Raw genomic sequence first — 24,026 nt, 5'->3', positions numbered from 1 at the left:
GCGACGGTGCTCCCGATCTCCTGAAATCCATCCGCCACAGGTGGCCATGGTTACTGCATGTCTTCGCCGATGGTGGCTATGCGGGCGATAAGTTGAAGCGGCGACTGAAAAAGATCGGGCGCTGGACGATCGAGATCATCAAGCGCTCAGACAAGGCGAAAGGCTTCGAGGTTCTGCCGCGTCGATGGGTGGTCGAACGGACCTTCGCCTGGCTTGGCAGATGCCGCAGATTGGCCAAAGACGTCGAACGCTCCATCGCATCAGCCGAAGCGTGGATCATGATCGCCCACATTCGTCTCATCACCAGACGGCTAGCAAGGTATGGATATCGTTGAACGCTTTTCGAATCCGACTCTTATGAGTCACTTACGCCGTGACGTATGTATGAAAGGGCTCGAAGAAAGAAGAGAGCGACTCGCTGGTTGGCATACGCGCAATTTGGCGTCAGGAACCAAGCTTTGCATTTTGACAACAGGGAACGCATCTGGGGCCTCAAAGATTGCGTGCGCCGAAGGAACAGGGTTGCGGCCAGATTCTTCAGTTGCGGCACTCAAAATCTTGCTGCATGGATGTCGTTGTTCATCGTATTTCGCCGGGTTCGGCACACATGACATAGATTGGATGACCGTGAAAACCAAATGCTGCTTCAAAGAACTCCGGATCGTCATGCGAGCGACGTTTCCGCCTCCGCGCAATCCTCCGAACTAACGCCGCATCAAATTTATAAATGCCGACGAGGCTCAAATCTGCAGACGCACTTTTATAGCTGTCGGAGCCTTCGGGTACAATTGCTGTAAGGCGTTGCGCTTTGCCCGTCAGCACTCGTAGCGATCGTTTGCCGAGTGACTGGCTCACAACGACAATGTTGCGATATGATGACCGTACCAAGCGCTCCAGCACAGTTAAATTGATCACCATTTCCGCGGTAAATATCAAAACTACTCCATCGACATCAGCGACTTCCTCTGCCGCTGTCACATCAATAAGACGCCCGGGATATGGCGTGCGCTGTGGGCGTACGCGGAGCTCCATACCGTACAGCTCGTGACAGAAACGATGGTCGACCTCGCCCATGCCTCCTAGTCCAAGGATAATCGTCTTTTGCACGCCAACGCGTGCCAATTGAGATAATAGATGTTGCAGAACGGACGTGCCGCCGACCATAACTGCGCGCGCTGGGAAGCGCTCTTTGCCAGTTAACATAGTATGTCGGGGGCTTGCGATAACAATCGCACATGTCTCCATTAGCAGTGCCCTCGGATCGTGCACATAAGCTGAGACTAACCCCGAAACGTACTTGGTCCACTCCCTAATCAGATAGTTGACTAGCTGGTGGATCAGCGCCTCCTCCAGGCGCATGTCCAAACGCTGTTCGCAGCCATCGGCGACGGCGAAAGCATCAAGATCAGAGGGTCGAACAGATGGTCCGCGTCAAGAGTATGCGGTGTTCTTTCTGCCGCTGACAGATACATTTCTTCACGAACCGAAACGCGTGTTAATGCAAGGGCGCGCTGGCTACAGATCCGCTGAAGTATCTTTGCTTTAGTGGCAAAGCGCCCAAGTCCGAGTTTCAACATGTGCGCTCTAGATTAGAGGCATGGCACTGTTTCAAAACGATCTTTTCATTGGCACGATGTGTGCATGGTTATCCGCAAAATTGCCGACTGAGGAGTGAACTCCCTCCGGATCAAGCCCATTCGCCGAGGTGCCGCAATGGAAAGCTTCGGCGCGAGCCGCAGTTCAACAAACTGGGTTTTGGAGATAAGTGCAAAACTTTGTTGGCGAAAGAATTTGAAGGTCGGTCGAACTTTCATTGAAGGATGCACGCGATGGCGGAGAACGAGACTAATCGGGATTTCCACTCAGCGGCGGTGCTGATCACTGCACCAGAAGATTGCTCTGGTCAGTTCTTGGAATGCGCATGTAAGCACCTCAATACCAGCCATGGGAACGTCCTCGCCAAACACTTCCAAGAGGCGACGCCAGATGTGGTGTTTCTTAGGACGCATTTCCCTGACGTTGAGAAGCAGACGCTCTGTATTCGCCTGCGTCTTTCTCGCCGGGCGCGGTCAATGTCGATCATTGCGATTGCGGCGGTTGCTGATGAAGTAACTCAAGGAGACACGGTCACTTTCGATGACAATGAGCATGTTAGCCGATCGCGAGAGATAGCGCTGACGAGCATCGGCAGAATCTTGGACGGCTCGTGTCGGAGTTCCATTCCCAGGCATCACGAACTGCTTGCCTTTCAGGACATTGAATTGGATGTGGCCACGCATCGTGTGCGCCGAAACGGCCGGACGATTCATGTAGCTCCAACCCAGTTCCGCCTGCTGGAGCACTTTATGAGGAACCCATACCGGGCCTACTCGCGAGATGAACTAAAGAATGCAGCTTGGCCCCATGCCGTTCATATCGGGCCTCGCACCATCGATGTTCACATCGGCAACTTGCGCGCGGCACTAAATAGGGATAGCGACCGCGATCTGATACGGACTGTAAGAACTGTCGGCTACGCGCTTTCCGAAAAACCGGATTCGTAATTGCGGGATCGGCGTGAAGCTGGCCGTGTAAGCGGCGCCAATTTGGCGGCGTCTTAATCAGTCAAATTCAACAGCGCTTGATATTCAGCTTTTTCAGGCGGAGGATTTTTTAGTTGCCAGCGGTATTCCATTGTTGCTGATGTTAGCCCATCTTCATATTGCTGAGATTGGCAAGAAGGGCCGTCGCCCGCAGTACTATTGCTTATTGGCGCATCCGTGGAACCTTCAAAGTCCAGGGCATCTATGGAGGCTCTTCCTTTGGATCAGCCGTTGCGAAACGTGTCGCTGTAAGCATTGATTGCCGGCACGCCGCCGAGATGCGCGAATAGGAGCCTTGATCCTTTCGGAAAGAAGCCCTTGCTGATGAGATCTATCATCCCTTGCATCGATTTCCCCTCGTAGACGGGATCAGTGATTATGCCTTCCAGCCGCGCGCAAAGGCGAATGGCCTCGTTTGTTTCCTCGGAAGGAATGCCATAACGGGGGTGCGCATAGTCCGCGAGCAATACCACATCATCATTGGCGATTTCTCTTCCGAGTTCGACGAACTTCGCAGTTTGCCGGGCAATGTTAAGCACCTGCGACTGGGCTTGGAGAGGGGTTGCCGAAGCATCGATACCGATCACATTGCGCTGTCGTCCATCCTTGGCGAAACCAACGACCATGCCGGCTTGCGTCGAACCCGTCACAGTGCAAACCACGATATAGTCAAAGGCAAAACCAAGCTGTTTTTCCTGCGCGCGCACTTCCTCGGCAAAACTCACATAACCCAAGCCGCCATATTTATGGACAGACGCACCGGCTGGGATCGCGTAGGGTCTGCCGCCCATTTGCTTGACGTCGTCGAGCGCCCTTTCCCAACTGCTGCGGATGCCGATATTGAAGCCGTCATCAACCAGTCGCACCTCCGCTCCCATGATCCGGCTTAAGAGGATATTCCCAACCTGATCGTAAACAGCGTTCTCATATGGTACCCAATCCTCTTGCACCAGAAGGCATTTCATGCCGATCTTGGCGGCTACTGCGGCGACCATGCGTGTATGGTTGGACTGCACGCCACCAATGGAAACAAGCGTGTCGGCATTTGACGCGATCGCGTCCGGGATGATGTACTCGAGTTTGCGGAGCTTGTTGCCGCCGAACGCCAGCCCCGAGTTGCAGTCCTCGCGCTTGGCATAGATCTCCACCTTGCCCCCTAGATACTCGCTAAGTCGGTCAAGCTTTTCGATAGGCGTAGGGCCGAAGGTAAGGGGATATCGTTCGAAGTTTTGCAGCATGTTCTCTCCAGTGATTTGCGCCTGAAATAGACGTGTTCACGACGCGTGGGCGGGCAAGCCCGGCAACAATCCTCGGCGTTTGATTAGATCCCATTGCTTCATCGGCCTTCGTTCGTCGTCGAGGCGGCGCAACCCACAGGCCGGTCGCTGCGTTTGCCACAGCACCCTTCAATGGGAACCGAACAGCAATAAACTCCTTAGGTTGCTACACCGTGGAAGCCATTGCCGACGGACACGTCGTGTAGTTGTTCCAACAACGTTATGCTCGATGATCAATGTCTTCCAGGCAGCCCGAGGCTCGCAACTGATCTGTTCCCGGCCCTCAAGGGCAACAAACCCACCATCGAGCCGAGCTGGAAGACAACGGGGTAGTTCAGTCTTTCTTTTCGCAATGCTCTGGCCGGTAACGCATTTCCTCGAGATCATCGAAACGCAAGACCCGCTGGCTCCTCTTTAAAGCGCAACTGGCGCGCCAGATCAAAAAAAGCACGCTTGCGAAATAGGCCACCTGAAGAAGGAGCCAAATATCCACCGTCGTGACCATTGCTCTGCGGATTGAATGTGAAACGAAGTAAGCGCCTAGAAGGCTGAAGCACATGACTGGTTGCAGGAGGCGACAGAAAATTGCAAAAGGCACAGTCGTTCTCCCGCGTTTATACGCCAGCACATGAAGCGAGCTTGTCAGCCGGTATATGAATCTGACAGTTCTTCGGGCAGACGCGGGCGCAGGCGCCGCAGCCGATACATCGCCCTGCTTCGTCCACGACCATGATCATACGATTGAGTTCGCCATCGAAGTCGTCGTCTTCGTCATCGCAGATGCCGAGGATTTCACCCGCTTCACTTGCGCCGTAAAGGTGCATGACATCGCGCGAGCAGACCTTGAAGCAGCGGCCGCAGCCGATGCAAGTTTTGCCATCGATAGCGGTCAGATACTCCGGCAACCAGGTGGATCCATCACGGGTAACGAAGGTCCCCGTCATCGCGAATCCTCCAAGGCGGCAAGCTCGTTCTTTGCCGCATTCAACTCCGCGAATGCGTCGAACGTCTTTGCTGCGATCGTCTTGATCTTGGGCCAGTTGACCGGCAGGTCCTCGGCAAGATCGTGCAACTCCATTTTCGCGGTTGTCGCTCGTGACTGCAGTTTACGGACCTTTTGAAGCTGCTGCACAATGTCTGACATTTATCTCTTTCCTCAAAAACCCGAATTCACGGCGCCCGCGCCACATCGGGGTAGGCTTTTATGGCGATGACAGCATCATCGACCAATTTCGTGCCGGCCTCGGTGAGTTTGCGAAGCGTCTCAAAGCCGAACCGATGGACGTCTCTGAGCGTCTTCGACAAAACGACCAAACGCCCTGTCGTGAGAACCACTCGCCCGAAGCCCTCGGGATTCATCGTCACGATCGAGGAGGCGACGAGGCCTGAGTGCCCTTCGATTTCAAGCCCAACGCAGGTGTAAAAGATTTGAAGCCTCCAAATCACGTCCGGATCGGGGTCGCCGATGATCGGCATTTGCCGGCGCTGCTCCTTCGTCACAATGAAATCGGCAAGCAGGTCAGTGTCCGATTTTCCGTCCCACGACCCATGAGTATCCTGCGCCCTGACCAAGCGAACCAGGCGCTTCATGAACGGGGTTGCCATTGCGTCGCGATCATCATCTGCGAGTGTGTTCGCAAGGTTGCTGGGCGAAGTCATCGCCGACCTCCTTTAATCTTCGTCGTCGAAGAACGGCTTGGCGAGACCCATGCCGGCGTCTGCAAGCACCTTGCGCAGCCATGGCGGCGGGGCAGTTTTCAGCATGGTCTGGGTGCGCATCAGTACCTCTTCGATGGACGATGGCTCCGGCACCTTGATCGGATGGATTTTTGCCGAGACGACCTTCGCGGCGGAGGGCCCGCCGATCGCCAGGCAGAACAGCAGATGACATCCCTTCAACGCCTCGACCCTCATCGCGATGCGATCGGTGCCGCCGTCGTTCGTGTGCTTGCCGCTTTCGTCAGTTGCTTCACCAAAATCGACGGCTTCGACGATCTCCCAACCGGTTGGGGTGACGTCATAGACTGCAAAAAGCTTGGCAGACCCGAAATGTGCGTTCAGCCTCTTCAGGTCCTGTGTCGCGATGGCAACGCGCAGAACTCCCTTCGGGCACTCTGGCGCAGGGGCTGGCCCCTCCTCAGTGACGAGTGAAAGACGTCTGACGGCCGTCATTTTTTGCCTCCATGTCTTGCAAGGGATTGAGCGCTTCGGGGCTCGGCCGGCGGCAGTTCGACTGAAAAATGTTGGCGGCCTCGAACAGGAAGTTGCGCGCGCCCTCATAGAGAATGGTTTTCTTATGCTGGCTGCCGAGCCGATCAAAGATCGGAAAGCCGACCCTCATCAGCGGGACGCCAAGCCGCTCGGCGGCCTGGCGGCCGTGGGAATGGGTCACGATCAAATCACCGCCAGCGTGGCGCGCCATGGTTTCGAGATCAGAAAGGTCGCCGACCTGCACAGCGTCGGCCGGCACCTTCTGCAGAATGCAGCTTGTGCCGGTGGTCGAAACGGCGGCGACTATTTCAGCGCCCATACCCTTGAAGAACGTTGCAAGTTGAAAAAGATGATCTGGCTCTGCGGCAATCGCGATACGTTTGCCGCCGAAATAAAAATGGCCGTCGAGGAGTGCGTCCTGCAATTGTGCGCGGCGCCGCCGCACAGCGGGCGGCACCGGATTGCCGGCGATCATGGCCAGCATCGTCATGAAACGGTCGATTGCCTTTAACCCGACAAGCTGCTCGAAGAGGACGTAAGGCACGCCGGTCTTCGCCTGCAGGGCCGCGGCGGCCGTGCGCATATGCTCGCCAATCGCAACCGCCTGGAAGCAGGTGCCGAGTTCGCGGATTTCCTCGACCTTCGTGCCGCCATAGGTAGTCGGCACCCAACGGTCGTCAGGAACCGTGCCGTCGAGCGAGCCCGAGACGTCCGGCAGGATCACCGGCTTCAGACCAAAGCTTTCGACCGTTTCGCGCAGAAGCTCAATATCGGCGACCGTCAGGTGCCAACCGGGGAGGATCGCAATCTTCTTCAGATCGCGGGGCCGGCCGCCTGGGGTCGTAATGCCTTCGATCATGGAGGTGACTGCCTTTGCCCAACCCTCCTCGATCGCACCGTCGAAATCGGGTGTGCTCGCTAGCACGACCTCGGTACCTGCTAGCTCTTCGGCACGCTCCAGCTTGATATTGACAAGATCGCCCTCGAAATTCTCGCCGCGGGTTTCCACCAGCGCCGTCGTGCAGATCCCGATCAGCTTCGGTTTAGCGCGTGTTTTGATATTGAGGAGCGCCTCTTCCAAATTGCCGGCGCCGCCGAGGATCGTCGCCACTGCGTCCATCGCCGTTGTCTGCAGGGGGATGGCTTCCTTGAAATGGCGCACGAAGAGCACCAGCGCGAAGCTGGTGCAGCCTTGGCTGCCGTGGAACAGCGGTATCGCACCATCGACGCCAAGATAGGCTAGAGCGGCACCGAGGGGCTGCGACGATTTCAGCGGATTGACCGCCGCCGACTTGGTCTGCGGGAGAATGCAGGCCATCAGCTTTCCTCACCACCCGCGGAAGCCGCCGGCGGAGGCGCCGACGAGATCTGTGAGGCGGGGAACGTCTCGCTCTCGCTTTGCGTGCTTTGCAGTTCTTCCTTCATTGCGGGCTGGGCGTCCCATGGTGCCGGCTCCCGCACCTCGCTCCAGATCGGGTTGTGGATAGCAAGATCGATCTGGCGAACGAGCTCCACCATGCCCTCATAGCCGGCATAGGGATGATGGCGCTCCTGGTTGATATCAAGCCAGGGCGTTTTTGCCTTCAGCGCGACATATTGCGTACGCCCACCAGACAGCATGATGTCGGCTTTGTGTTCTGCGAGAATGTCGTACATCTCCCGCGATCCCATCGACTCGAACATGCGGTGATCCTCCTTCAGAATTTCCTTGATGCGCTCCTTGTCTTCGGCCGTCGATTTCTTGGTCGAGGTGCCCACGATTTCGACGCCGATCTCCATCAGCGCGTGGGCAATCGACCAGGCCTTCACACCGCCGGTATTAAGCAGCACACGCTTGCCTTGAAGCCGCGACCGGTATGCCGCGAGCTTTTTCCAGGCGATCGCCTCCTGCTCTGCGATCAGCGCCTCGGTGCGCTCAAGAATCTCCGGATCGGCGCCCTTCCTGACGAGCAGCTCAGCGATCTGCCGCAGCGATTGCGACGTGTCGGTAATGCCGTAGAAGGACCCTTCGAAGAACGGAATGTCCCAGAGTTCCTCCATTTTGCGGGCAAGATTTATGAGTGCGGTCGAGCACACCATCATCGCTGCCCGGGCACGATGCGCTGAGGCAATGTCACGATAACGCGCGTCACCGGGGATGCAGGCGCGCACGCGAATGCCAAGCCGATCAAGAAGCGGCTTTACCAGCCAGAACTCGCCGGAAAGATTGAATTCGCCGAGGATATTGATGTCGTAGGGGCCGGCATCATCGGGCTCCACCGTGCCGATGACATGATCGAGCAGCGCCTCGCCGGCGAGCTTGTTTCCAAGATTCTTGGAGCCGGAAAAGCCGGGCGCATTGATCGGCACCACCGGCAAGCCGAATTTTTCCGCAGCGCGCTTACAGACCGCTTCGATGTCGTCGCCGATTAGCGCCGTAACGCATGTCGAATAGACGAAGATCGCCGGTGGCGCGTAGGTTTCCTTGATCTCGCGGATCGCTTTGAAAAGCTTCCGCTCGGCGTGGCCCATCACCACGTCGAGTTCGGTAAGATCGGTGGTGAAGCTCGTGCGCCAGAGCATCGGGCCGGACGAAGCCGTACCACGGTTATCCCAGGAATTGCCTTCGCAGGCGAGCGGAGCATGGATCAGATGCGCGACGTCGGTGATCGGCTGCAGCACGATCTTTGCGCCGTCGAACGCGCAGCCACCGGCTGCCGCCCCGGGGGTGAGCGGCTTGGAACAACCCTTCTTGCGGACATTGGCATCTTTGCCGCGGTTCATCTCGCAAGCGGGTTCCTCGAAGACGTCCTGGATCCTGGCATCGAGCGACCGGCTTGCGCCGGCCTTAGATGTCGATTGCAAGACACTCGGCGGCGGAGCCGAGCGTTTGCCGTTAGCGTGTGAGGTCATAGGAATAGTCCGTGACACCTGTTTGGCTCGTCTCGCGGTCGAGTTTGTCGAATATCGTGTCGAGGATTGTCGTTAAGACACGCAGCCCGCCTTGGTAGCCCATCAGCGGGAAGCGATGATGATGGTGCCGGTCGAAAATCGGAAACGTCAGCCGGATCAGCGGCGTGCCGGTGTCGCGCTCCAGATATTTGCCATAGGAATTGCCGATCAACAGGTCCACCGGTTCGGTGAAAAGCAGTGATCGCAGTGCCCAGAGGTCCTTGCCCGCCCAGACCTTGGCATCCTTTCCGAACGGCGAGGATGCAAGCAATGCCTTCATTTCGCTTTCCCACGCAGATGTGCCGTTGGTCGCGAGGCAATGTGTGGGCTCGCCGCCGGTTTCCATCACGAACCGGGCCACCGCATAGACAAAATCTGGATCGCCGTAGATCGCGTATTTCTTTCCGTGCAGCCAGGCTTGGCTGTCCGCCATGGCGTCGACGAGGCGCCCACGCTCCAGTCCGATCGCGGAAGGGATTTCCTTGCCGGAAATCTCCGAGATTTTCACCAGCAATTCGTCGGTTGCTTTAACGCCAAGGGGATAATGGAAGGAAGCCGTCGGCTGTCCGAACTCCTTGCAATATTCCAGCGTCTTGCGGGTGTTGTAGTGCTGCAGCGATAGTGTCGCTTCGGCGCCAAGAGCTTCCTTGACGTCTCCGATCGTCGTGCCGCCATCATACATGCGATACATGCCATCCGAGGGAGTATCGAACTGGTCGGATGCGTCCTGGATGAGGGTATACGATACGCCCATGAGGTTCAGCAGGCGCTTGAGCTCGCGGTTGTTGCCGACGCAGAAGCCGTCGAACCCGGGTATGATGTTGATGGTGCCGTTCGGTTCCTTGCGCTCCCTGCCCTTCCAGAAGTGCTCCAGGATGCCCTTGACCATGCCGTCATAGCCATCGACATGGCTGCCGACGAAGGCGGGCGTGTGGGCGAAAGGAACATCGAAGTCTAAGGGGACCGAGCCTTCGCTCTTGGCGTTTTCGATAAAGCCGTGCAAATCGTCGCCGATAACCTCCGCCATGCAGGTGGTCGAGACGGCAATCATCGACGGGTCGTAGAGCGCATAGGTGTTGGCGAGCCCGTCGACCATGTTCTTCAGTCCGCCAAATACCGCCGCGTCCTCAGTCATCGAGGACGAAACCGCCGACGAAGGCTCCTTGAAGTGTCGCGAAAGGTGCGACCGGTAATAGGCAACGCAGCCCTGGCTGCCGTGGACGAAGGACATGGTCCGCTCGAAGCCCGCAGCCGCAAAGACGGCCCCGAGCGGCTGGCAGGCTTTGGCGGGATTTATTACGAGGGCTTCGCGGGCAAGATTTTTCTCCCTGTACTCCCAGGTCTTGGTGAACTCGCTTTGATCGGCAACGACCTGGTCCGGGTGCGGACATTCGAAATTCAGCTTCTTTTCGGCAAGCATTCGCCTGTATTCCGGCTCGCGGAACAGAGGCGCGTGGTCGAGAATTTTTTCCGCCGACTGCGGCATGGTAATCGCCTTTCGTTTCATCGTGCCGCACCAATGGCGGCAAAGGACGTCGAGATGTTCGAGGTGTCAGGATCAAATCCGCGGCGAGAGCCTAGCCTGCCCCTGCTCCAAGACAGGCCAGGCCCTCATTCGGCCGCAACCGCCTCAGCCGGCGCGACCTTTCTCTTCCAGGGGGCGTCGTAAAGATCCCAGACTGGATTGTTGATGGCGAGGTCCATGTCTTTGGCAAAGATGGCAAAGCCGTCGTAGCCATGATACGGGCCGGAGTAGTCCCACGAATGCATCTGGCGGAATGGAATGCCCATCTTCTGCACCGGGTACTTTTCCTTGATACCGGAGCCTACGAGATCGGGGCGGATCCCCTCGATGAATTTTTCCAGTTCATAACCGGTCGCGTCGTCGTAGATGAGCGTGCCTTTTTTCACGTAATGGCCGGTGCGCTGATAGTCGTCGTTGTGGGCGAACTCGTAGCCGGTGCCAACGATCTCCATGCCGAGATCCTCGTAGGCCGTGACCACGTGACGAGGGCGCAAACCGCCGACGTAGAGCATCACGGTCTTGCTTTGGAGGCGTGGTCGGTATTTGGCGATGATGGCGTCGACCAAAGGCCGGTACTTGGCAATGACTTTCTCGGTCTTTTCCTCAATTTCCGGCCCGAAATGCTTGGCAAGCTTGCGCAAAGAGGCTTCGATCTGCGACGGACCAAAGAAATTGTATTCCATCCATGGAATGCCGTACTTTTCCTCCATGTGCCGACAGATGTAGTTCATCGACCGGTAACAGTGGATGAGGTTGAGCTTGGCCTTCGGCGCCCGCTCCACTTCGGCAAGCGTGGCGTCTCCAGACCAGTTGCCGACCACGCGCAACCCCATCTCCTCCAGGAGGATGCGCGTGGCCCACGCATCGCCGCCGATATTGTAATCGCCGACGACGTTGATGTCGTAAGGACTCGCCTCGAACTCGACATCCGTTTTCTCGAAAACCCAGTCACGGATGGAATCGTTGGCGATATGGTGGCCAAGTGATTGCGATACGCCGCGGAAGCCCTCGCAGCGCACCGGCACGATCGTCTTGTCGTGTTCCTTCGCCTTCTTGCGCGACACAGCCTCGATGTCATCGCCAATCAGACCGATCGGGCATTCCGATTGGATGCTGACGCCTTTGTTCAGCGGGAATAATTCCTCGATCTCATCGATGATCTTGTCCAACCTCTTGTCGCCGCCGAAAACGATGTCTCTTTCCTGGAAGTCGGAGGTGAACTGCATCGTCACGAAGGTGTCGATCCCTGTCGTGCCGACATAATAATTGCGACGCTGCGACCAGGAATATTGGCCGCAACCAACCGGTCCATGGGAGATGTGGACCATATCCTTGATCGGCCCCCACACGACACCTTTGGAACCGGCATAGGCGCAGCCGCGGATGGTCATAACGCCCGGAATGGATTTGATATTCGATTTGACGCTGCATTCGGAAAGAACGTCGTCCTCCTTGTCGGTCGCGTCTTTGCCCGTTGCAACGCCGAGGTGCTTGTTGCGGCGCTTCGCCGCCTTGTCCGGATATTGCGACAGCACGTCCGCTATAAGCTTTTCATGCAAAGCGCCGTTTTTCTCGTAGTCGAGGCTCATAGGGCCTGCCCTCTTTTAAGGTTCGGATGTCGCCTCGCGCTGAGGCGCGTTCTCGGGAAGGACGCGCCGGGTCAAGGGCCGGCGCGTCCGTCGAAAGCGGCGGTTATTGGGCGGCCGCCACCTTCGATTCCTTGGCCTGAAGTTCCGCAAGCATCTGCTCGTCGGTCTTCATGATGCCGAAGTCGAGCAGCATGTCCTCGAGCTCTTCCATGGTGATCGGGGTCGGGACGGTCCCTTGACCCGAATTGGCATGAATTTTCTCAGCCAGGGTGCGATATTCTCCGGCCTGTTTGGAATCCGGCGCATACTGGATGACCGTCATCTTCCTGAGCTCGGCGTGCTGGACGATGTTGTCGCGCGGCACGAAATGGATGAGCTTGGAATTGAGCCTGGAGGCCAGGGCCTCGGCGAGGTCGATCTCGCGGTCCGTCTGGCGCTCGTTGCAGATCAGACCCCCGAGCCTCACGCCGCCTGCATGGGCATATTTCAGGATGCCCTTGGCGATGTTGTTTGCCGCGTAAAGCGCCATCATCTCGCCGGACATGACGATGTAGATTTCCTGGGCCTTGTTCTCGCGGATCGGCATTGCGAAGCCGCCGCACACGACGTCGCCGAGCACGTCATAGGAGACATAGTCGACATTGTCGTAGGCGCCGTTTTCCTCAAGGAAGTTGATGGAGGTGATGACGCCGCGGCCGGCGCAACCAACACCCGGCTCCGGGCCCCCGGACTCTACGCACTTGATGCCCTTATAGCCGATTTTGAGCACGTCCTCGAGTTCGAGGTCTTCCACCGAACCTTCCTGTGCCGCTAGATGCAGCACGGTGTCCTGCGCCTTCGAGTTCAAGATCAGGCGGGTGGAGTCGGCTTTGGGATCGCAGCCGACGATCAGGATCTTCTGCCCGAGATCGACAAGGGCTGCGAGCGTATTTTGTGAGGTGGTGGACTTGCCGATGCCCCCTTTGCCGTAGAATGCGATTTGACGCAAATCTGACATGTTGCCTTCCTTCTTTCGTTCCATCCGTCGCGGAGTACGGTCGGCAGCTCGCGCCGCCCGCCGAGAAGCGTTTCAAAACGCGTGCCAAGTTGGCAGTCGACTTGAAGGGAAACTCTCTTGATTGTTTTTCAGCTATTTAGCTGCGCCAGACATGCGCTCCAACTGGACAAGCCTTTGTCGCGGGCCCGACAAATCGGACGCAATGTGTCGCAGTAAACTGATAAAGCCTGGCGATCGGAGGGTGCCGCAGGTTGGCCAAGACCACAGCGGGACCAAAGAATTTTTAAAATTGGAGACAATCCCACATCAAATCGTGCCACTGGCGAAGCACCCGGGTTTGCCTCAAAACAATGCCAAACCAGTTGAGACCCCAACTGCTTGTTCGGCCGCATCATGCCCCAGGATCGAAAGCGGCATATCCATGCGGCGCGACCCACACGAAACGGATAGGACAGCCTTGGCAATTTATGCGTTTGGAATCAGCGGTAAGCGCAGGGATCCAGGTAAGCTGCGCAATATTCCTGGCGGCCGGTCGCGGACAAGCTCGCATGCCCAATGGCTTGAAAAGTTTGAATGCATCGCAGCCGCATCAAGCGAGCCGGCCGTTTATCCGGCGTAAACTTTCGGACGAGTGGGCTTCATTGTCGGAGCATCTTGACGTTCCGCAGCCGGCGGCGAAACCATCCGGGCAGCCTCCCGAATTAATGTCTCCCGCATCCAAAGGCTTGCCGCATCGCTATTGTGGAGCGCGGGCCATTGGACGGCCTCGGTCAATGTGGCGATCGGAAGCGGAAGCTCCATGATGCGCAGGGGCGTCGTTTTCGCACAGTGCTGCGCCAGCCGCAAAGGCATTGTCCCTATACGGTCGGTACCTGCTAGCATGGGCGGTATCATGCTAAAGGATTGCACCACGACCTCGATACGTCGCTTGAAACCCCGCTCGCGCAAATACCATTCGTCAATGGCAGGCCTAAGGCCACTTCCAAATCTGACCGCAACATGGCCCATCGACATGTATTGCTCGAACGTGAACGGCTCTGATAGCTGCTTGTTCGTACTACACCCTACGCACACGAATATATCGTCGAACAGTGCAGCATGAGGATGCTTCGACATGAACACTTTCGGCATAATGAGGAAGTCGACGTCGCCGCGCTGGAGGAGCTCATCGAAGTCGTCTGAAACAGGTAGAAACTCGAAGCTGATGGCAGGAGCTTCCTGCGCCATACGCTCGACGACCTTTTCAAGAAACACGAGTGTCACGTAGTCGGATAGGATGATCTTGAAGCAGCGATCCGAATGAGCCGGATCGAACGGTTCCCAGGCAATAACGGAGAGCTGGATATACAGCAAAGCCTCTCGGACGGCCACGGCGAGCCTTTCGGCACGTGGCGTTGGGACAAGTTCACGGCCAACCATCGTAAAGAGATCGTCGCGGAAATAGCTTCGCAGCCGCGCGACGGCCGCGCTCATCGCGGGCTGGCTCAGATTGATGCTTCGTGCCGCTGCTGTGAGGTTGCGCTCGGTCATGAGGGCGTCGAGCACGACAAGGAGATTTAGATCAAGACCTTTAAAGCGCATGTTTTCCTTCATCCACGGCGTGGAGGTGTGCCATACACGCCATCGATCATCGTGCCTATTGAAAGAATATAAGTTGACCGAAATCAAGTAAATCGAGTGCACAGTTGCATTGGCTCGCCCGAACGGTCGCATAAATCGGCCTTGGGGATGTTTGGGGTTTACTCTCGTTGCGCGTCTTGGCAACTCTCTTAACCGGGCAACCCCTTTGGGGGCGGTCGTGAGACGACAAGACGTGGAACCTTCCACGCATCGTTGCATGGTATCGGACAAAATTTCGGGCCGACCCAGGAGCTCGGCATAAAGGCCTCCACTCACGTCATCGCGGCAAGAGCAATCGCTTGGTTCGAATATCAGAGCGAACGTGGCAAGCACCCGCCGTTGCCGAACACGCCGCCGTACGGGATCCACGCGAAGGAGATCGGCTATCAGCGCGTTTAATATCCGCTCATCCCCATTCCTTAACGCCTTGGCGATCTGACATCCGGTGGGGAGTCTTCAACAGGAAACTGCCGTACGGAAATGCCGGTGTAGATCGGCATCATGAACGGGTCTCAGTCCCTGAAACTGCGGAGCTGTGTCTTGATTTATCCATATCGTAAATAAGCGTTATCTAAACAATAAATTTGCAAACGAAGTCAAGAATCGGTTCCTATGCCTCCACATTGATCGTTCGAAAACAAACTTTAGGGAAATTGATGTTCAGTCATGCAATCAAAGCCGGTGCTCCCGATTTCCGCTCATTGGGCTAGGTCCGACTGCGCCTAATGTCAAATCTGGTTTCAATAAGAGGAGCAACGAACACATTCCCTTGAACGAATCCTCCCCTGGACAAGGCCAGCAAAGGCGCGTGCGACAGCACACCGCCTTTGCACATTCCGTTGATCCGTTACTGGATTTCATAGCATCAACAGGAACACGTTTTGTCGAGACTATCCGTATCGAGTGCAGGTTCTTGCCCGCAGGAGGAACTTCCATCATCCATGAAAGGCGATCGAATGCTCAGCTCCGCAAACTCCAACCCGAAGGACCTCGAACAGATCGCGCGCAACGGCGGGGTATTTCGTCGGATGGTGTCTCGAATTCCAACCTATCTCACTGATATGCGGGAGAACCCGGCTTGGCTACCAATGTTCCTGCTGGCACGCACGATGCCGTTCCGCAAGGCACATTGGCTGACCGCAAGACAAGCGCCGCGGCAGGAAAGTCGCAAGCCCTCGATGTTTGGTGACCTCAAGGCAGAGACGATCGCAGCCGAATTGAGAAGTACGGGCCTTTTTGCCGGCTTGACGCTTCCCACCGCAATCTGCGAGGAAATTGCCCGTTTTGGACATGAGACGCCTTGCTTCGGCAATTTCGACCGAAGGTTCGACTTCTTGGCCAGCGACCATGTCGAAGCCGAGGGGTGGTTTGGCAGGACGATACTAAGTGGCCACCATTACGAACGGGCGTTACGATGTGATGCCGTCGTTGCCGTTCAGCAAGATCCGCTGCTTCTCGACGTGGCAAGGCATTATCTCGGCGGCAACGCGAGATTGATCACCACGCGGACGTGGTGGAGCTTTCCGACGAAAAACGCTTCGGATGCGGATCTGAGCCGCGCTTCCTTCAAGTTTCACTTCGATCTTGATGATTGGCGGATGCTGAAGTTTTTCTTTTACCTCTCCGACGTCGATGGCAATTCCGGTCCGCATGTCTACGTGCGCGGCAGCCACAACCGTCGGCGCTTGAGGCATCAATTGACTCTGCTCGTTGGCCATCCGGCGCACGAGGTGCTTGATTTCTATGGCGCAGAAAATGCCATCACTTTGACCGGCAAAGCGGGTTCAGGTTTCGTCGAGGATCCTTTCGGCTTTCATATGGGTACCTTGGCAAAGCAGAGGCCGCGACTGATGATGGAGGTCGGTTTTGGCGTCTCAAAACCATCAAAACGCCGTTTCCATGGAGAGCCGGTTCTTCGCTAGACGAGCAACCGTTCCGGCGCGGATCCAAGTTCTGACAGGCCGCTTTCGCCTGTTGGAATGCACTCCGACTGCCTTCCTGGCAGGCCCTCTTCTGCCATGCAGTTGCCGCGCGGCGACCTAAGGGTCGATGATACCGTTTATGATGGAGGGAGTGCCTCGCCGCTTCAAGTCGATCTGCTGCTTTCCTCAACCAGTCACAGACGTTCCGAAAAGCCGATCGCATCGCGAAGGAAACCGTAACCTAGGGCTAGGAACGCCGCCTGCTCGCGATCGTCCGCGCCGGCACCATGACCACCGACCTCAGCTTCGTAGAAGTAAGCGGGGCAGCCGAGTGCCTGCAGCTTTGCAGCCATCTTACGTGCGTGCCCCGGATGGACGCGGTCGTCCCCTCTTCGGGTCGCGAGCAGGATGGGCGGGTAGAATTGCCCGGCTTCGGCCGTGTGATAGGCAGACATTTGACTGAGAAAGGCCCAATCCTCCGGCTTGTCGGGATCACCCTTTTCGTCAATCCGGCTCGCGCCCGCGAGGAGCTTGGTGTAACGACGCAGATCGAGAACGGGTACTGTGCAAAAGAGTGCGCCGAAACGCTCCGGATATCGAGTTAGCATGTTGGCGATCAGGAGACCGCCATTTGAACCGCCCTCGGCAGCGATCCGTCCGGGACGCGTGACACCCCGGCGCACCAGGTCGGCGGCCACGGTGGCGAAATCGTCATGGGCAAGACGCCTTTTCGCCCTTTTTCCAGCCTCGCGCCAGCGCGTACCGAACTCGCTGCCGCCGCGGATGTTGGCCACCACGCTCGTGCCGCCGGGTTCGAGCCACAGCTTGCCTATCGCGGAGTTGTAATGGGGCAGAACCGATTTGCCGTAGTCGCCACAGGCGGTGAGGTGGACCGGCGCATTTCCGTTTCCGTTTTCCGGCCCGACCTGTGTATAGGGGATTATTTCACCATCCGTCGAACCCGCCTCGTGACGCGTGACCAGCAATCCTGATGCATCGAATTTGTCTGGATCGCGTTTCAGGACGACGGGGGCGCCGAGCCGCGGCGCCCCGTTAAGATTGAACAAGAGAAGCTGCGGCGGCGTCACTGGATCTTCAGCCGAGACGAGGACTTCCCCATTGCTCTCGTGAACTTCCGCATCTAAGGGCCAGGCTCGAACAGTCGTCGCAGCGGGCATGGTGTCCAACGTTCGGTGCGTCCAATCCTGTCGTCCAGGCGTGAACATATCGAAGCGAGGAACGAGATTGTCGAGGAGGGATACCACGAGCTTTCCATCGTTCCAGAAGAAGGACTGCAGGGCGCACCTTTCGTCCGGTTCAAACAGCGTAGCAAAGTTACGCGCGCCGGCGATGAACGAGGACAGGGAGATGCCGATCAGTGCGTCAGCTGAATGGGTCGTTCCTCCGACCGTCCATGCGTTACGCAACTTCACAGCCAGCCAATCACCGAAGACGTTCCAGCTAGCATCTCGAGGAAGATCGATCTTGGTCTTCGGACCGCTCCTGTCGCCGATCCAGCCGACCGTACTGAAAAAGCCCCGCTCGATGAACCAAACGCGTTCGCTTGCGGCGGTACGATCCAGAAAGCCGAACACGAGGATGGAATCGGGACCCGCCTCGAAGATAACCGGTGCGGCGAGCGGATCGGAGTCACGCGTCCATAACCGCACTGTGCGCGCATAGCCGGAGCGCGTCGCCATGCCATCGCCGAGAGCGATGGAAAGCAAAAGAGTGTCGTAATCGAGCCAGGCAACATTGCCTTTGGCCTCCGGGAGATTGAAGCCGTCGGTAACGAGGCTTCGCGTGGTTAGATCGTACTCGCGATGCACGACCGCATCGCTGCCACCCAGCGACAGGTGAAGGACGGCGCTTTCGCATCTGCCCGGTTCGATCGAGGCACTGTCCCATATCCAGTCCTTTCCCTCGGCCTTGGCAAGGGCATCCACGTCGAGAACGATCTCCCACTCCGGCTCCGCCGCCATGTAGGCGGCGAGTGTTGTTCTGCGCCACACGCCTCTCGGGTTTTCGGCATCGCGCCAGAAATTATAAAGGTATCGGTCCCGGCGCGTGATCCCCGCAATCTTGTCAGGGCAGTCGAAAATGCCCGCGAGCGTGTCGCGGTCTCCTTCGAACGGCGGCCCGCCAAAACGCGAAAGCGTTCGCGCCGATTGCTCAGTGACCCAAATCAAAGCTTTCTCGCCATCGATGTCTTCGAGCCAGAGATAAGGGTCGTCATCGGGGGCATTCAGTGTCGGCCGAGCATCGATAACACTCATGTGCGAAAAACTCCTAATCGGGAAGAACTCCGTTGTGCGGGGAGGTAAGTCTGTGATGGCGGACACGATGGCCGTACGATCTGTCCCGAGAACGGATGGTATTGTCCTTGCCTGGTTTTGTGTTGCCGAGCCTCCGAAGGTGAGAAACACGTGGCTGTTTTAGCCGACCAAATGGATTTAGCCCTGCCAGAAATCGTTACTGCTCCCGTGGCCGCTGGGCGATGATCTCCGCAAACGGAGCAATCGTCAGACGGTTCGGTCTAGGCTCGCGGAAAGCTCGCACAGAACTAGGGCTCCACTCACCTCCGCAGGAAAAATCGTAGCTGGCGCGGCAAAGAAAAGGCGGTCCTCAATTTGGCGCCAGAACGGCTGTTTCACCGCCGCACCTGCGCGACTCTAATCCGACGAATGCGAAAGTCGGGTAAGCACATGTTCATTGAAACCAGCGGGGTTCATTGGCGACTATTGGTCGAGCCGAGTAATTATGAGAACGCCGCCACTCCAGCAATCGAGCGTTCCGATGCCAGGCAGGTAACGGTCCTTTTGGACTTAATGCGGATCTGCGCCAGACTTGGCATGATGCCTTTCTCCTCCTTTCATCGGATCGATCTCGTCACAGGTCATCGTTTCTATCACCTCCTGGCAAAGGAACTTCAAAAGCCGTGCCAGCTGCGCAAAGAGCGTGAAATGACCGCTATCCCAACGGTTCAAGCATGGATGCGTCAGTTGGCGAACACGTCGGTGTCGCGGACGGAACAAATCCGACATCGTCCCCCGAAGCAAAAACATCGCGAAGATTTATTGAAGTTTCAGGCGAGCGCGTGCCGGTTCATCACAGACCCGGTAATCGCGCCAATCGGCCAGAAAGCGGCAATACCGTCGGGAAGCTGACACACGGTTGACAGTGGCCGAGGCGCTGTTTGGCAAGCTGTTTGCTTGCAGAGCTTGGGGCAGCAAAGTCGACAAAGCATGGTCGGCAGCCAGTGGCGACATTGGGTTCTACTAATCAGCCCACAGGAGGAGCGACGGCGGATGACATGCATTGTCGGTTTGATCAGCGACGGATCTGTTCACATCGGCGGCGATAGCGCTGGTGTGGCCGGCTATTCGCTTACCCTCCGAGCCGATCGCAAAGTTTTCCGCAACTAGGACTTTCTCTTCGGGTTTACCTCTTCGTTCAGAATGGGCCAGCTATTGGCACATTCGCTCAAGCCGCCCAAAAGAGATCCTGAAACGGATGTCTATGCCTTCATGGTGACGGATTTCGTCGACGCGCTTCGCCAGTGCCTGAAAGATGGCGGCTACGCACGGCGGCAGGACGAAGTCGAGCGCGGCGGCACCTTCCTCGTCGGCTATGCCGGAAGGCTTTTCAGAATTGACGATGATTACCAGGTTGTTGAGCCGGTCGATGGCTTTGACGCCTGTGGATGTGGTCAGCAAATAGCACTGGGCGCGCTCTATGCATCATCAAGCTCACCGCCTCGCGAAAGGTTAGAGATGGCTCTGAACGCCGCCGAGCGTTTTTCCGCCGGGGTACGCGGCCCATTTCACTTCGAGACACTCAGTCTCGCTGGGTGATGATGGTCACTACGGCAGTTTATTGTAGCGAGTTCGCCAAAGTCTAAGCTTGACTTTGTACAAAATCTCTTTGGAGTTTCGGGTTTGTAGCGGCGGCGCTGATCTTCCGCGTACTGGCAGCGTGGCGCGCGCGGCACTCTCATTTTGAGGCAATTTGAGCGGGGTGAATCAATTCGCCGCAGTCTCTCTGACTTGCCTGTTTCGCGTGACCGGATTCGAACCGGTGGATGACCGATCATAATGAGAACTGCGTCGGGTCGGGTGATCCTGTTCCGCAAATCCTTCGCCAGTGGCTGTCGTCGTTTCGTCCCTGGTTCACGGCACCCAGCTGGGAGCATCTCCTGGTCCTGGTGATGGGTGCGATCCTGTCTCCAGGCAAACGAACAGTGACGTCCTGTTTGCGGATCACCGGCCGCGCCGAGGCTGGCAATTTTTCCCTCTACCATCAGCTCCTCAATCGCGCGCGTTGGAACCCGCGTACGTTGGCTTCGCGGCTGTTATCGGTCGTTGTCGCCAGCCTCGTACCCGATGGTCCCATTGTGATCGGTATGGATGACACCATCGAACGCCGATGGGGACCAAAGATTGCCGCGCGTGGCATTTATCGCGATCCAGTGCGCTCCAGTCACGGTCACTTCGTCAAAGCCAGCGGCTTGCGCTGGTTGAGCTTCATGGTTCTTGCCCCGGTCCCATGGGCCAAATGCATCAAGGCCCTACCAGTCTTAACGCTTTTATGCCCCTCAGAGCGCTACGACAAAAAGAGGGGACGAAGGCACAAACTGCTGACGGATTGGGCAAGACAGGGCGTGATGCAGCTTTGCCGCTGGCTGCCTGGACGCGATCTCATCTTTGTTGGCGACAGCAGTTTTGCTGTCCACACATTGGCTGCAGCGCTACCAGGCAGAGCCACCCTCATCACACGCCTGCGTCTCGACGCCAGTCTGTTCACCCCGCCAGATCCGCGACACGAACATACGCTCGGGCGGCCCGCACAAAAAGGCATGCCCTTGCCCAAGCTCAAGGCGGTCCTCAACAATCCCAAGACCGTCTGGCAACGCGTCATCGCGTCAACCTGGTATGGCAGACAAACCGATAAACACCTTGATATCACGACAGGCACTGGCTTGTGGTATCGGCGGGGAACCCCACCAAGGCCAATTCGCTGGGTCCTGGTTCGAGACCCGACCGGCCGCCGCGAACCGCAGGCGTTTATGAGCACCAATACCGAGCTCGAGCCGACCCAGATCATCGCCTATTTCGTTCGGCGCTGGCAGATCGAAGTGACGTTCGCCGAAACACGCGCCCATCTCGGTGTGGAGACCCAGCGCCAGTGGAATGGCAACGCCATCATCCGCACAACACCTTCGCTCCTGGCCCTCTATAGTCTCGTGACGCTGTGGGCGGGAGATGTTCTCAGCCAAAGCACGCGCCCTTACGCCGCCGCATGGTACAGGAAAACCGATCTGACATTCACAGATGCGATTGGCGCTGTGCGTCTCGTTTTGTGGAGCGACGATCTTTATCGACACTCACCGTCAAACCTGGAAATGCATAAAATACCGCCAGGGCGACTTGTCCGTATGGCGCAGGCGCTTTGCTTCGCCGCATAATGCACAAAGTCGAGCTAAGAGGCTGACTCAAAAAGACCTCAGCAATATCTTTATCTTGCGAGCCGCCGTGTAAGGATGCGGATGTGGGCGATTGTGATCCATGCCTCGGCGGAGGCGATCGTTTTCTCCCAATCCTTGGCCAGTCTACGGCAACGACCGAGCCAGGCGAAGGTCCGTTCCACCACCCAGCGGCGCGGCAGGACAGTGAAGCCCTTGGCCTTGTCGGAACGCTTGACGATTTCAATTGTCCACTGGCCGAACTTCGCCAATCTCCCCTTCAGCTTGTCGCCCGCATAGCCGCCATCGGCGAAAACATGTCGGAGCCAGGGCCAGCGGTGGCGGATCGATTTCAGGAGACCGAATGCCCCATCACGGTCCTGAATGTCCGCGCCATGCACTATCAGGCCGACCATCAGCCCCAGCGTGTCGACAATGATGTGGCGCTTTCGCCCCTTGAGCTTCTTGCCGGCGTCATAGCCCGAAATCCCGCCGCTTTCTGTGGTTTTCACGCTCTGACTGTCGATCACGCCAGCGGACGGCGAGGCTTGCCGACCTTCCAGCTCGCGCGTCTCCATCACAAGACGATGGTTGATCCGGCCCCATAAACCCATTGCCCGCCATTCGTAGAAATAGGCTTGAACTGTCGTAAACGGTGGAAAGTCCTTTGGCAGCATTCGCCACTGACAACCCGTCGAAGCAATATAAAGCAGCGCATTCACGACCTCGCGAAGATCGGTTCTCCGTGGCCTGCCCAAACGCCTTGGCCCAGGTAGGCAAGGCGAGATCAACCCCCACTCCCGGTCCGTCAGATCACTTGCATAACGACTCGCGCGTCGGGCATATTGCCGACGGGTGAAATCAGTCCAACCCATTGTGGTCTCCGTTCGTCCTAAGCAAACAAACAGAATCACAAATGACTGATTTCACTCAACTCTTTTTCGGTCAGGCTCTAAATCGCCGTCTCTTCTGGCCAGAGATCCGGATCGTCAGCGAGGGCCGTTCGCCGTGAACCGAGACCGACTTCAGTGATATCCAGACGGTTCATCATCAAAAATTGCTCTGTGATCTCGGAAGGGGTTATCCGGTCATGGCTGCGCATGACCGAGCGACTTGTTGACAGCCGGGATGATCTTGTCTCCCCAGAGTTCGATTTGCCGCAGCATCGCCTGATGATCGAAATCGCCCAATTGGCAGTGAATTGCGATCTGGGACGGCTTCAGCACACTGATCTCTTCGAGCAGGCGATCGATCACCCGATTCACACTGCCGATTGGTAGATTGTCGCGCATCGTCTGAAACGACAGGTCCTGCTTGGTCGGGGTTTCCTGCAGAAGATAGCCGTCCTCGGTTTGTTGGCGGCGCTGATGAAGCGCTTCCGATAGCCGGCGCTGGAAACGGGCGTTGTCGAGATAGCTGTTGATCTCCGTTTCGTTATCGCTGGCATAACAACAACGCAACAGCGAAATCTTGGCATCCGCGGCATCCTTACCTTTTGCGAGTGCCGCGTTCTCGACGCTCTCGCGAAGCTTGCTTAAAGCGCCCAAGCCATCGTGGAATGGATCGTGTCCCATGGAGTGGTGTAGCTTGATTTCATAGCCATCGGTGATTTCCGGTAGGGTCGGGTTGCTTAGAGCCAACCTGAGGGACACCACCGATGACCGACGACATGATGAACCTGCGCTCACTCGTTGAGAAGAGCGCTGATGCCGATTTGCTGCGGGAGATGATCGGCTTTGCTGCCGAGAAGCTGATGGCGCTGGAGGTCGGCACGAAGACCGGCGCGGCCTATGGCGAGAAGAATGGCTTCCGGCTGGCCCAGCGTAACGGCTATCGCGACCGGGATTGGGAGACACGGGCGGGCACCGTCGAGCTGCGCATTCCCAAGCTTCGCACCGGCAGCTACTTCCC

22 protein-coding genes and 1 pseudogene are annotated in these 24,026 nt (G+C 57.2%); 7 read left to right on the top strand and 16 right to left on the bottom strand.

Features of this window, described 5'->3' with window-relative positions:
* The coding region (locus tag K290_RS0131390) for a transposase (protein ID WP_028755199.1) at positions 1-335 on the top strand (335 nt) is incomplete at its 5' end.
* Positions 336-579: 244 nt separating this feature from the next.
* Here the strand turns inward: K290_RS0131390 and K290_RS0131385 are convergent.
* A complete protein-coding gene (locus K290_RS0131385; RefSeq protein WP_245276714.1) occupies positions 580-1,203 on the bottom strand; it encodes a hypothetical protein in 624 nt (207 codons plus the stop codon).
* Between the two features lie 626 nt (positions 1,204-1,829).
* Here K290_RS0131385 and K290_RS36005 point away from each other — a divergent pair.
* Complete coding sequence (locus K290_RS36005) at positions 1,830-2,543, top strand: response regulator transcription factor (protein ID WP_157385444.1); 714 nt, start codon at positions 1,830-1,832, stop codon at positions 2,541-2,543.
* 263 nt (positions 2,544-2,806) lie between these two features.
* On the opposite strand, the gene K290_RS0131375 is transcribed toward K290_RS36005, so the two are convergent.
* From K290_RS0131375 to K290_RS0131320, 12 genes are all read right to left on the bottom strand, one after another.
* Positions 2,807-3,820 (bottom strand): 1-aminocyclopropane-1-carboxylate deaminase, encoded by a 1,014-nt coding sequence (locus tag K290_RS0131375; protein WP_004126123.1) that lies wholly within the window; start codon positions 3,818-3,820, stop codon positions 2,807-2,809.
* 373 nt (positions 3,821-4,193) lie between these two features.
* A complete protein-coding gene (locus tag K290_RS38650) occupies positions 4,194-4,418 on the bottom strand; it encodes an exopolysaccharide production repressor protein (protein ID WP_210305378.1) in 225 nt (74 codons plus the stop codon).
* A gap of 55 nt (positions 4,419-4,473) precedes the next feature.
* Positions 4,474-4,803: a ferredoxin III, nif-specific gene (gene fdxB / locus K290_RS0131365; RefSeq protein WP_004126119.1), complete on the bottom strand. Its 330-nt coding sequence runs from the start codon at positions 4,801-4,803 to the stop codon at positions 4,474-4,476.
* A complete protein-coding gene (locus K290_RS0131360; protein ID WP_015342006.1) occupies positions 4,800-5,003 on the bottom strand; it encodes a CCE_0567 family metalloprotein in 204 nt (67 codons plus the stop codon). Before K290_RS0131360 ends, fdxB begins: the two co-directional genes overlap by 4 nt.
* 26 nt (positions 5,004-5,029) lie before the next feature.
* On the bottom strand, positions 5,030-5,518 hold the full coding sequence (locus K290_RS0131355; RefSeq protein ID WP_004126118.1) for a NifX-associated nitrogen fixation protein: 489 nt from the start codon (positions 5,516-5,518) through the stop codon (positions 5,030-5,032).
* 12 nt (positions 5,519-5,530) lie between these two features.
* Positions 5,531-6,031 (bottom strand): nitrogen fixation protein NifX, encoded by a 501-nt coding sequence (gene nifX, locus K290_RS0131350; RefSeq protein ID WP_015342005.1) that lies wholly within the window; start codon positions 6,029-6,031, stop codon positions 5,531-5,533.
* The gene (nifN, locus tag K290_RS0131345; protein ID WP_004126114.1) at positions 5,997-7,388 is read right to left on the bottom strand and encodes a nitrogenase iron-molybdenum cofactor biosynthesis protein NifN; all 1,392 of its coding nucleotides are present in this window, start codon (positions 7,386-7,388) and stop codon (positions 5,997-5,999) included. The genes nifX and nifN overlap by 35 nt, the downstream gene beginning before the upstream one ends.
* On the bottom strand, positions 7,388-8,833 hold the full coding sequence (gene nifE, locus K290_RS0131340; RefSeq protein ID WP_240535527.1) for a nitrogenase iron-molybdenum cofactor biosynthesis protein NifE: 1,446 nt from the start codon (positions 8,831-8,833) through the stop codon (positions 7,388-7,390). Before nifE ends, nifN begins: the two co-directional genes overlap by 1 nt.
* Positions 8,834-8,945: 112 nt before the next feature.
* On the bottom strand, positions 8,946-10,487 hold the full coding sequence (gene nifK / locus K290_RS0131335) for a nitrogenase molybdenum-iron protein subunit beta (protein WP_004126108.1): 1,542 nt from the start codon (positions 10,485-10,487) through the stop codon (positions 8,946-8,948).
* A gap of 125 nt (positions 10,488-10,612) precedes the next feature.
* Positions 10,613-12,115 (bottom strand): nitrogenase molybdenum-iron protein alpha chain, encoded by a 1,503-nt coding sequence (nifD, locus tag K290_RS0131330; RefSeq protein WP_004126105.1) that lies wholly within the window; start codon positions 12,113-12,115, stop codon positions 10,613-10,615.
* 103 nt (positions 12,116-12,218) lie between these two features.
* Entirely contained in the window at positions 12,219-13,112 is an 894-nt protein-coding gene (gene nifH, locus K290_RS0131325) for a nitrogenase iron protein (RefSeq protein WP_004126102.1), read from the bottom strand.
* A 606-nt stretch (positions 13,113-13,718) separates the two neighbouring features.
* Positions 13,719-14,693, bottom strand: coding sequence for a LysR family transcriptional regulator (locus tag K290_RS0131320; protein WP_004126101.1), 975 nt, complete (start codon positions 14,691-14,693; stop codon positions 13,719-13,721).
* A gap of 995 nt (positions 14,694-15,688) precedes the next feature.
* Between K290_RS0131320 and K290_RS0131310 the strand changes: the two genes are divergently transcribed.
* A complete protein-coding gene (locus K290_RS0131310; protein WP_004126098.1) occupies positions 15,689-16,654 on the top strand; it encodes a phytanoyl-CoA dioxygenase family protein in 966 nt (321 codons plus the stop codon).
* 194 nt (positions 16,655-16,848) lie between these two features.
* Here the strand turns inward: K290_RS0131310 and K290_RS0131305 are convergent, their stop codons facing one another.
* Entirely contained in the window at positions 16,849-18,930 is a 2,082-nt protein-coding gene (locus K290_RS0131305; RefSeq protein ID WP_004126095.1) for a prolyl oligopeptidase family serine peptidase, read from the bottom strand.
* A gap of 429 nt (positions 18,931-19,359) precedes the next feature.
* Between K290_RS0131305 and K290_RS37610 the strand changes: the two genes are divergently transcribed.
* The 3 genes from K290_RS37610 (at position 19,360) to K290_RS0131290 (ending at position 22,118) form a co-directional block, all read left to right on the top strand.
* On the top strand, positions 19,360-19,821 hold the full coding sequence (locus tag K290_RS37610; protein WP_028755198.1) for a hypothetical protein: 462 nt from the start codon (positions 19,360-19,362) through the stop codon (positions 19,819-19,821).
* A gap of 303 nt (positions 19,822-20,124) precedes the next feature.
* On the top strand, positions 20,125-20,508 hold the full coding sequence (locus tag K290_RS35500; protein WP_240535522.1) for a hypothetical protein: 384 nt from the start codon (positions 20,125-20,127) through the stop codon (positions 20,506-20,508).
* 227 nt (positions 20,509-20,735) lie between these two features.
* Positions 20,736-22,118: an IS701 family transposase gene (locus tag K290_RS0131290; RefSeq protein WP_004126092.1), complete on the top strand. Its 1,383-nt coding sequence runs from the start codon at positions 20,736-20,738 to the stop codon at positions 22,116-22,118.
* A gap of 50 nt (positions 22,119-22,168) precedes the next feature.
* Here K290_RS0131290 and K290_RS0131285 read toward each other — a convergent pair whose 3' ends face one another.
* Complete coding sequence (locus K290_RS0131285) at positions 22,169-22,990, bottom strand: IS5-like element ISRtr3 family transposase (protein WP_004126090.1); 822 nt, start codon at positions 22,988-22,990, stop codon at positions 22,169-22,171.
* 213 nt (positions 22,991-23,203) lie between these two features.
* Positions 23,204-23,677: pseudogene (locus K290_RS35495) on the bottom strand (LLM class flavin-dependent oxidoreductase); the annotation flags it as partial.
* 95 nt (positions 23,678-23,772) lie between these two features.
* On the opposite strand from K290_RS35495, the gene K290_RS0131270 reads away from it, so the two are divergent.
* A partial coding sequence (locus K290_RS0131270) for a transposase (protein ID WP_028751962.1) occupies positions 23,773-24,026 on the top strand: 254 nt, incomplete at its 3' end.

The organism is Rhizobium leucaenae USDA 9039 (assembly GCF_000426285.1).
In the GTDB taxonomy this organism is placed as follows: Bacteria; Pseudomonadota; Alphaproteobacteria; order Rhizobiales; family Rhizobiaceae; genus Rhizobium; species Rhizobium leucaenae.
Note: the sequence above shows the minus strand (reverse complement) of the source record. Positions and strands in the feature narration are given on the sequence as shown.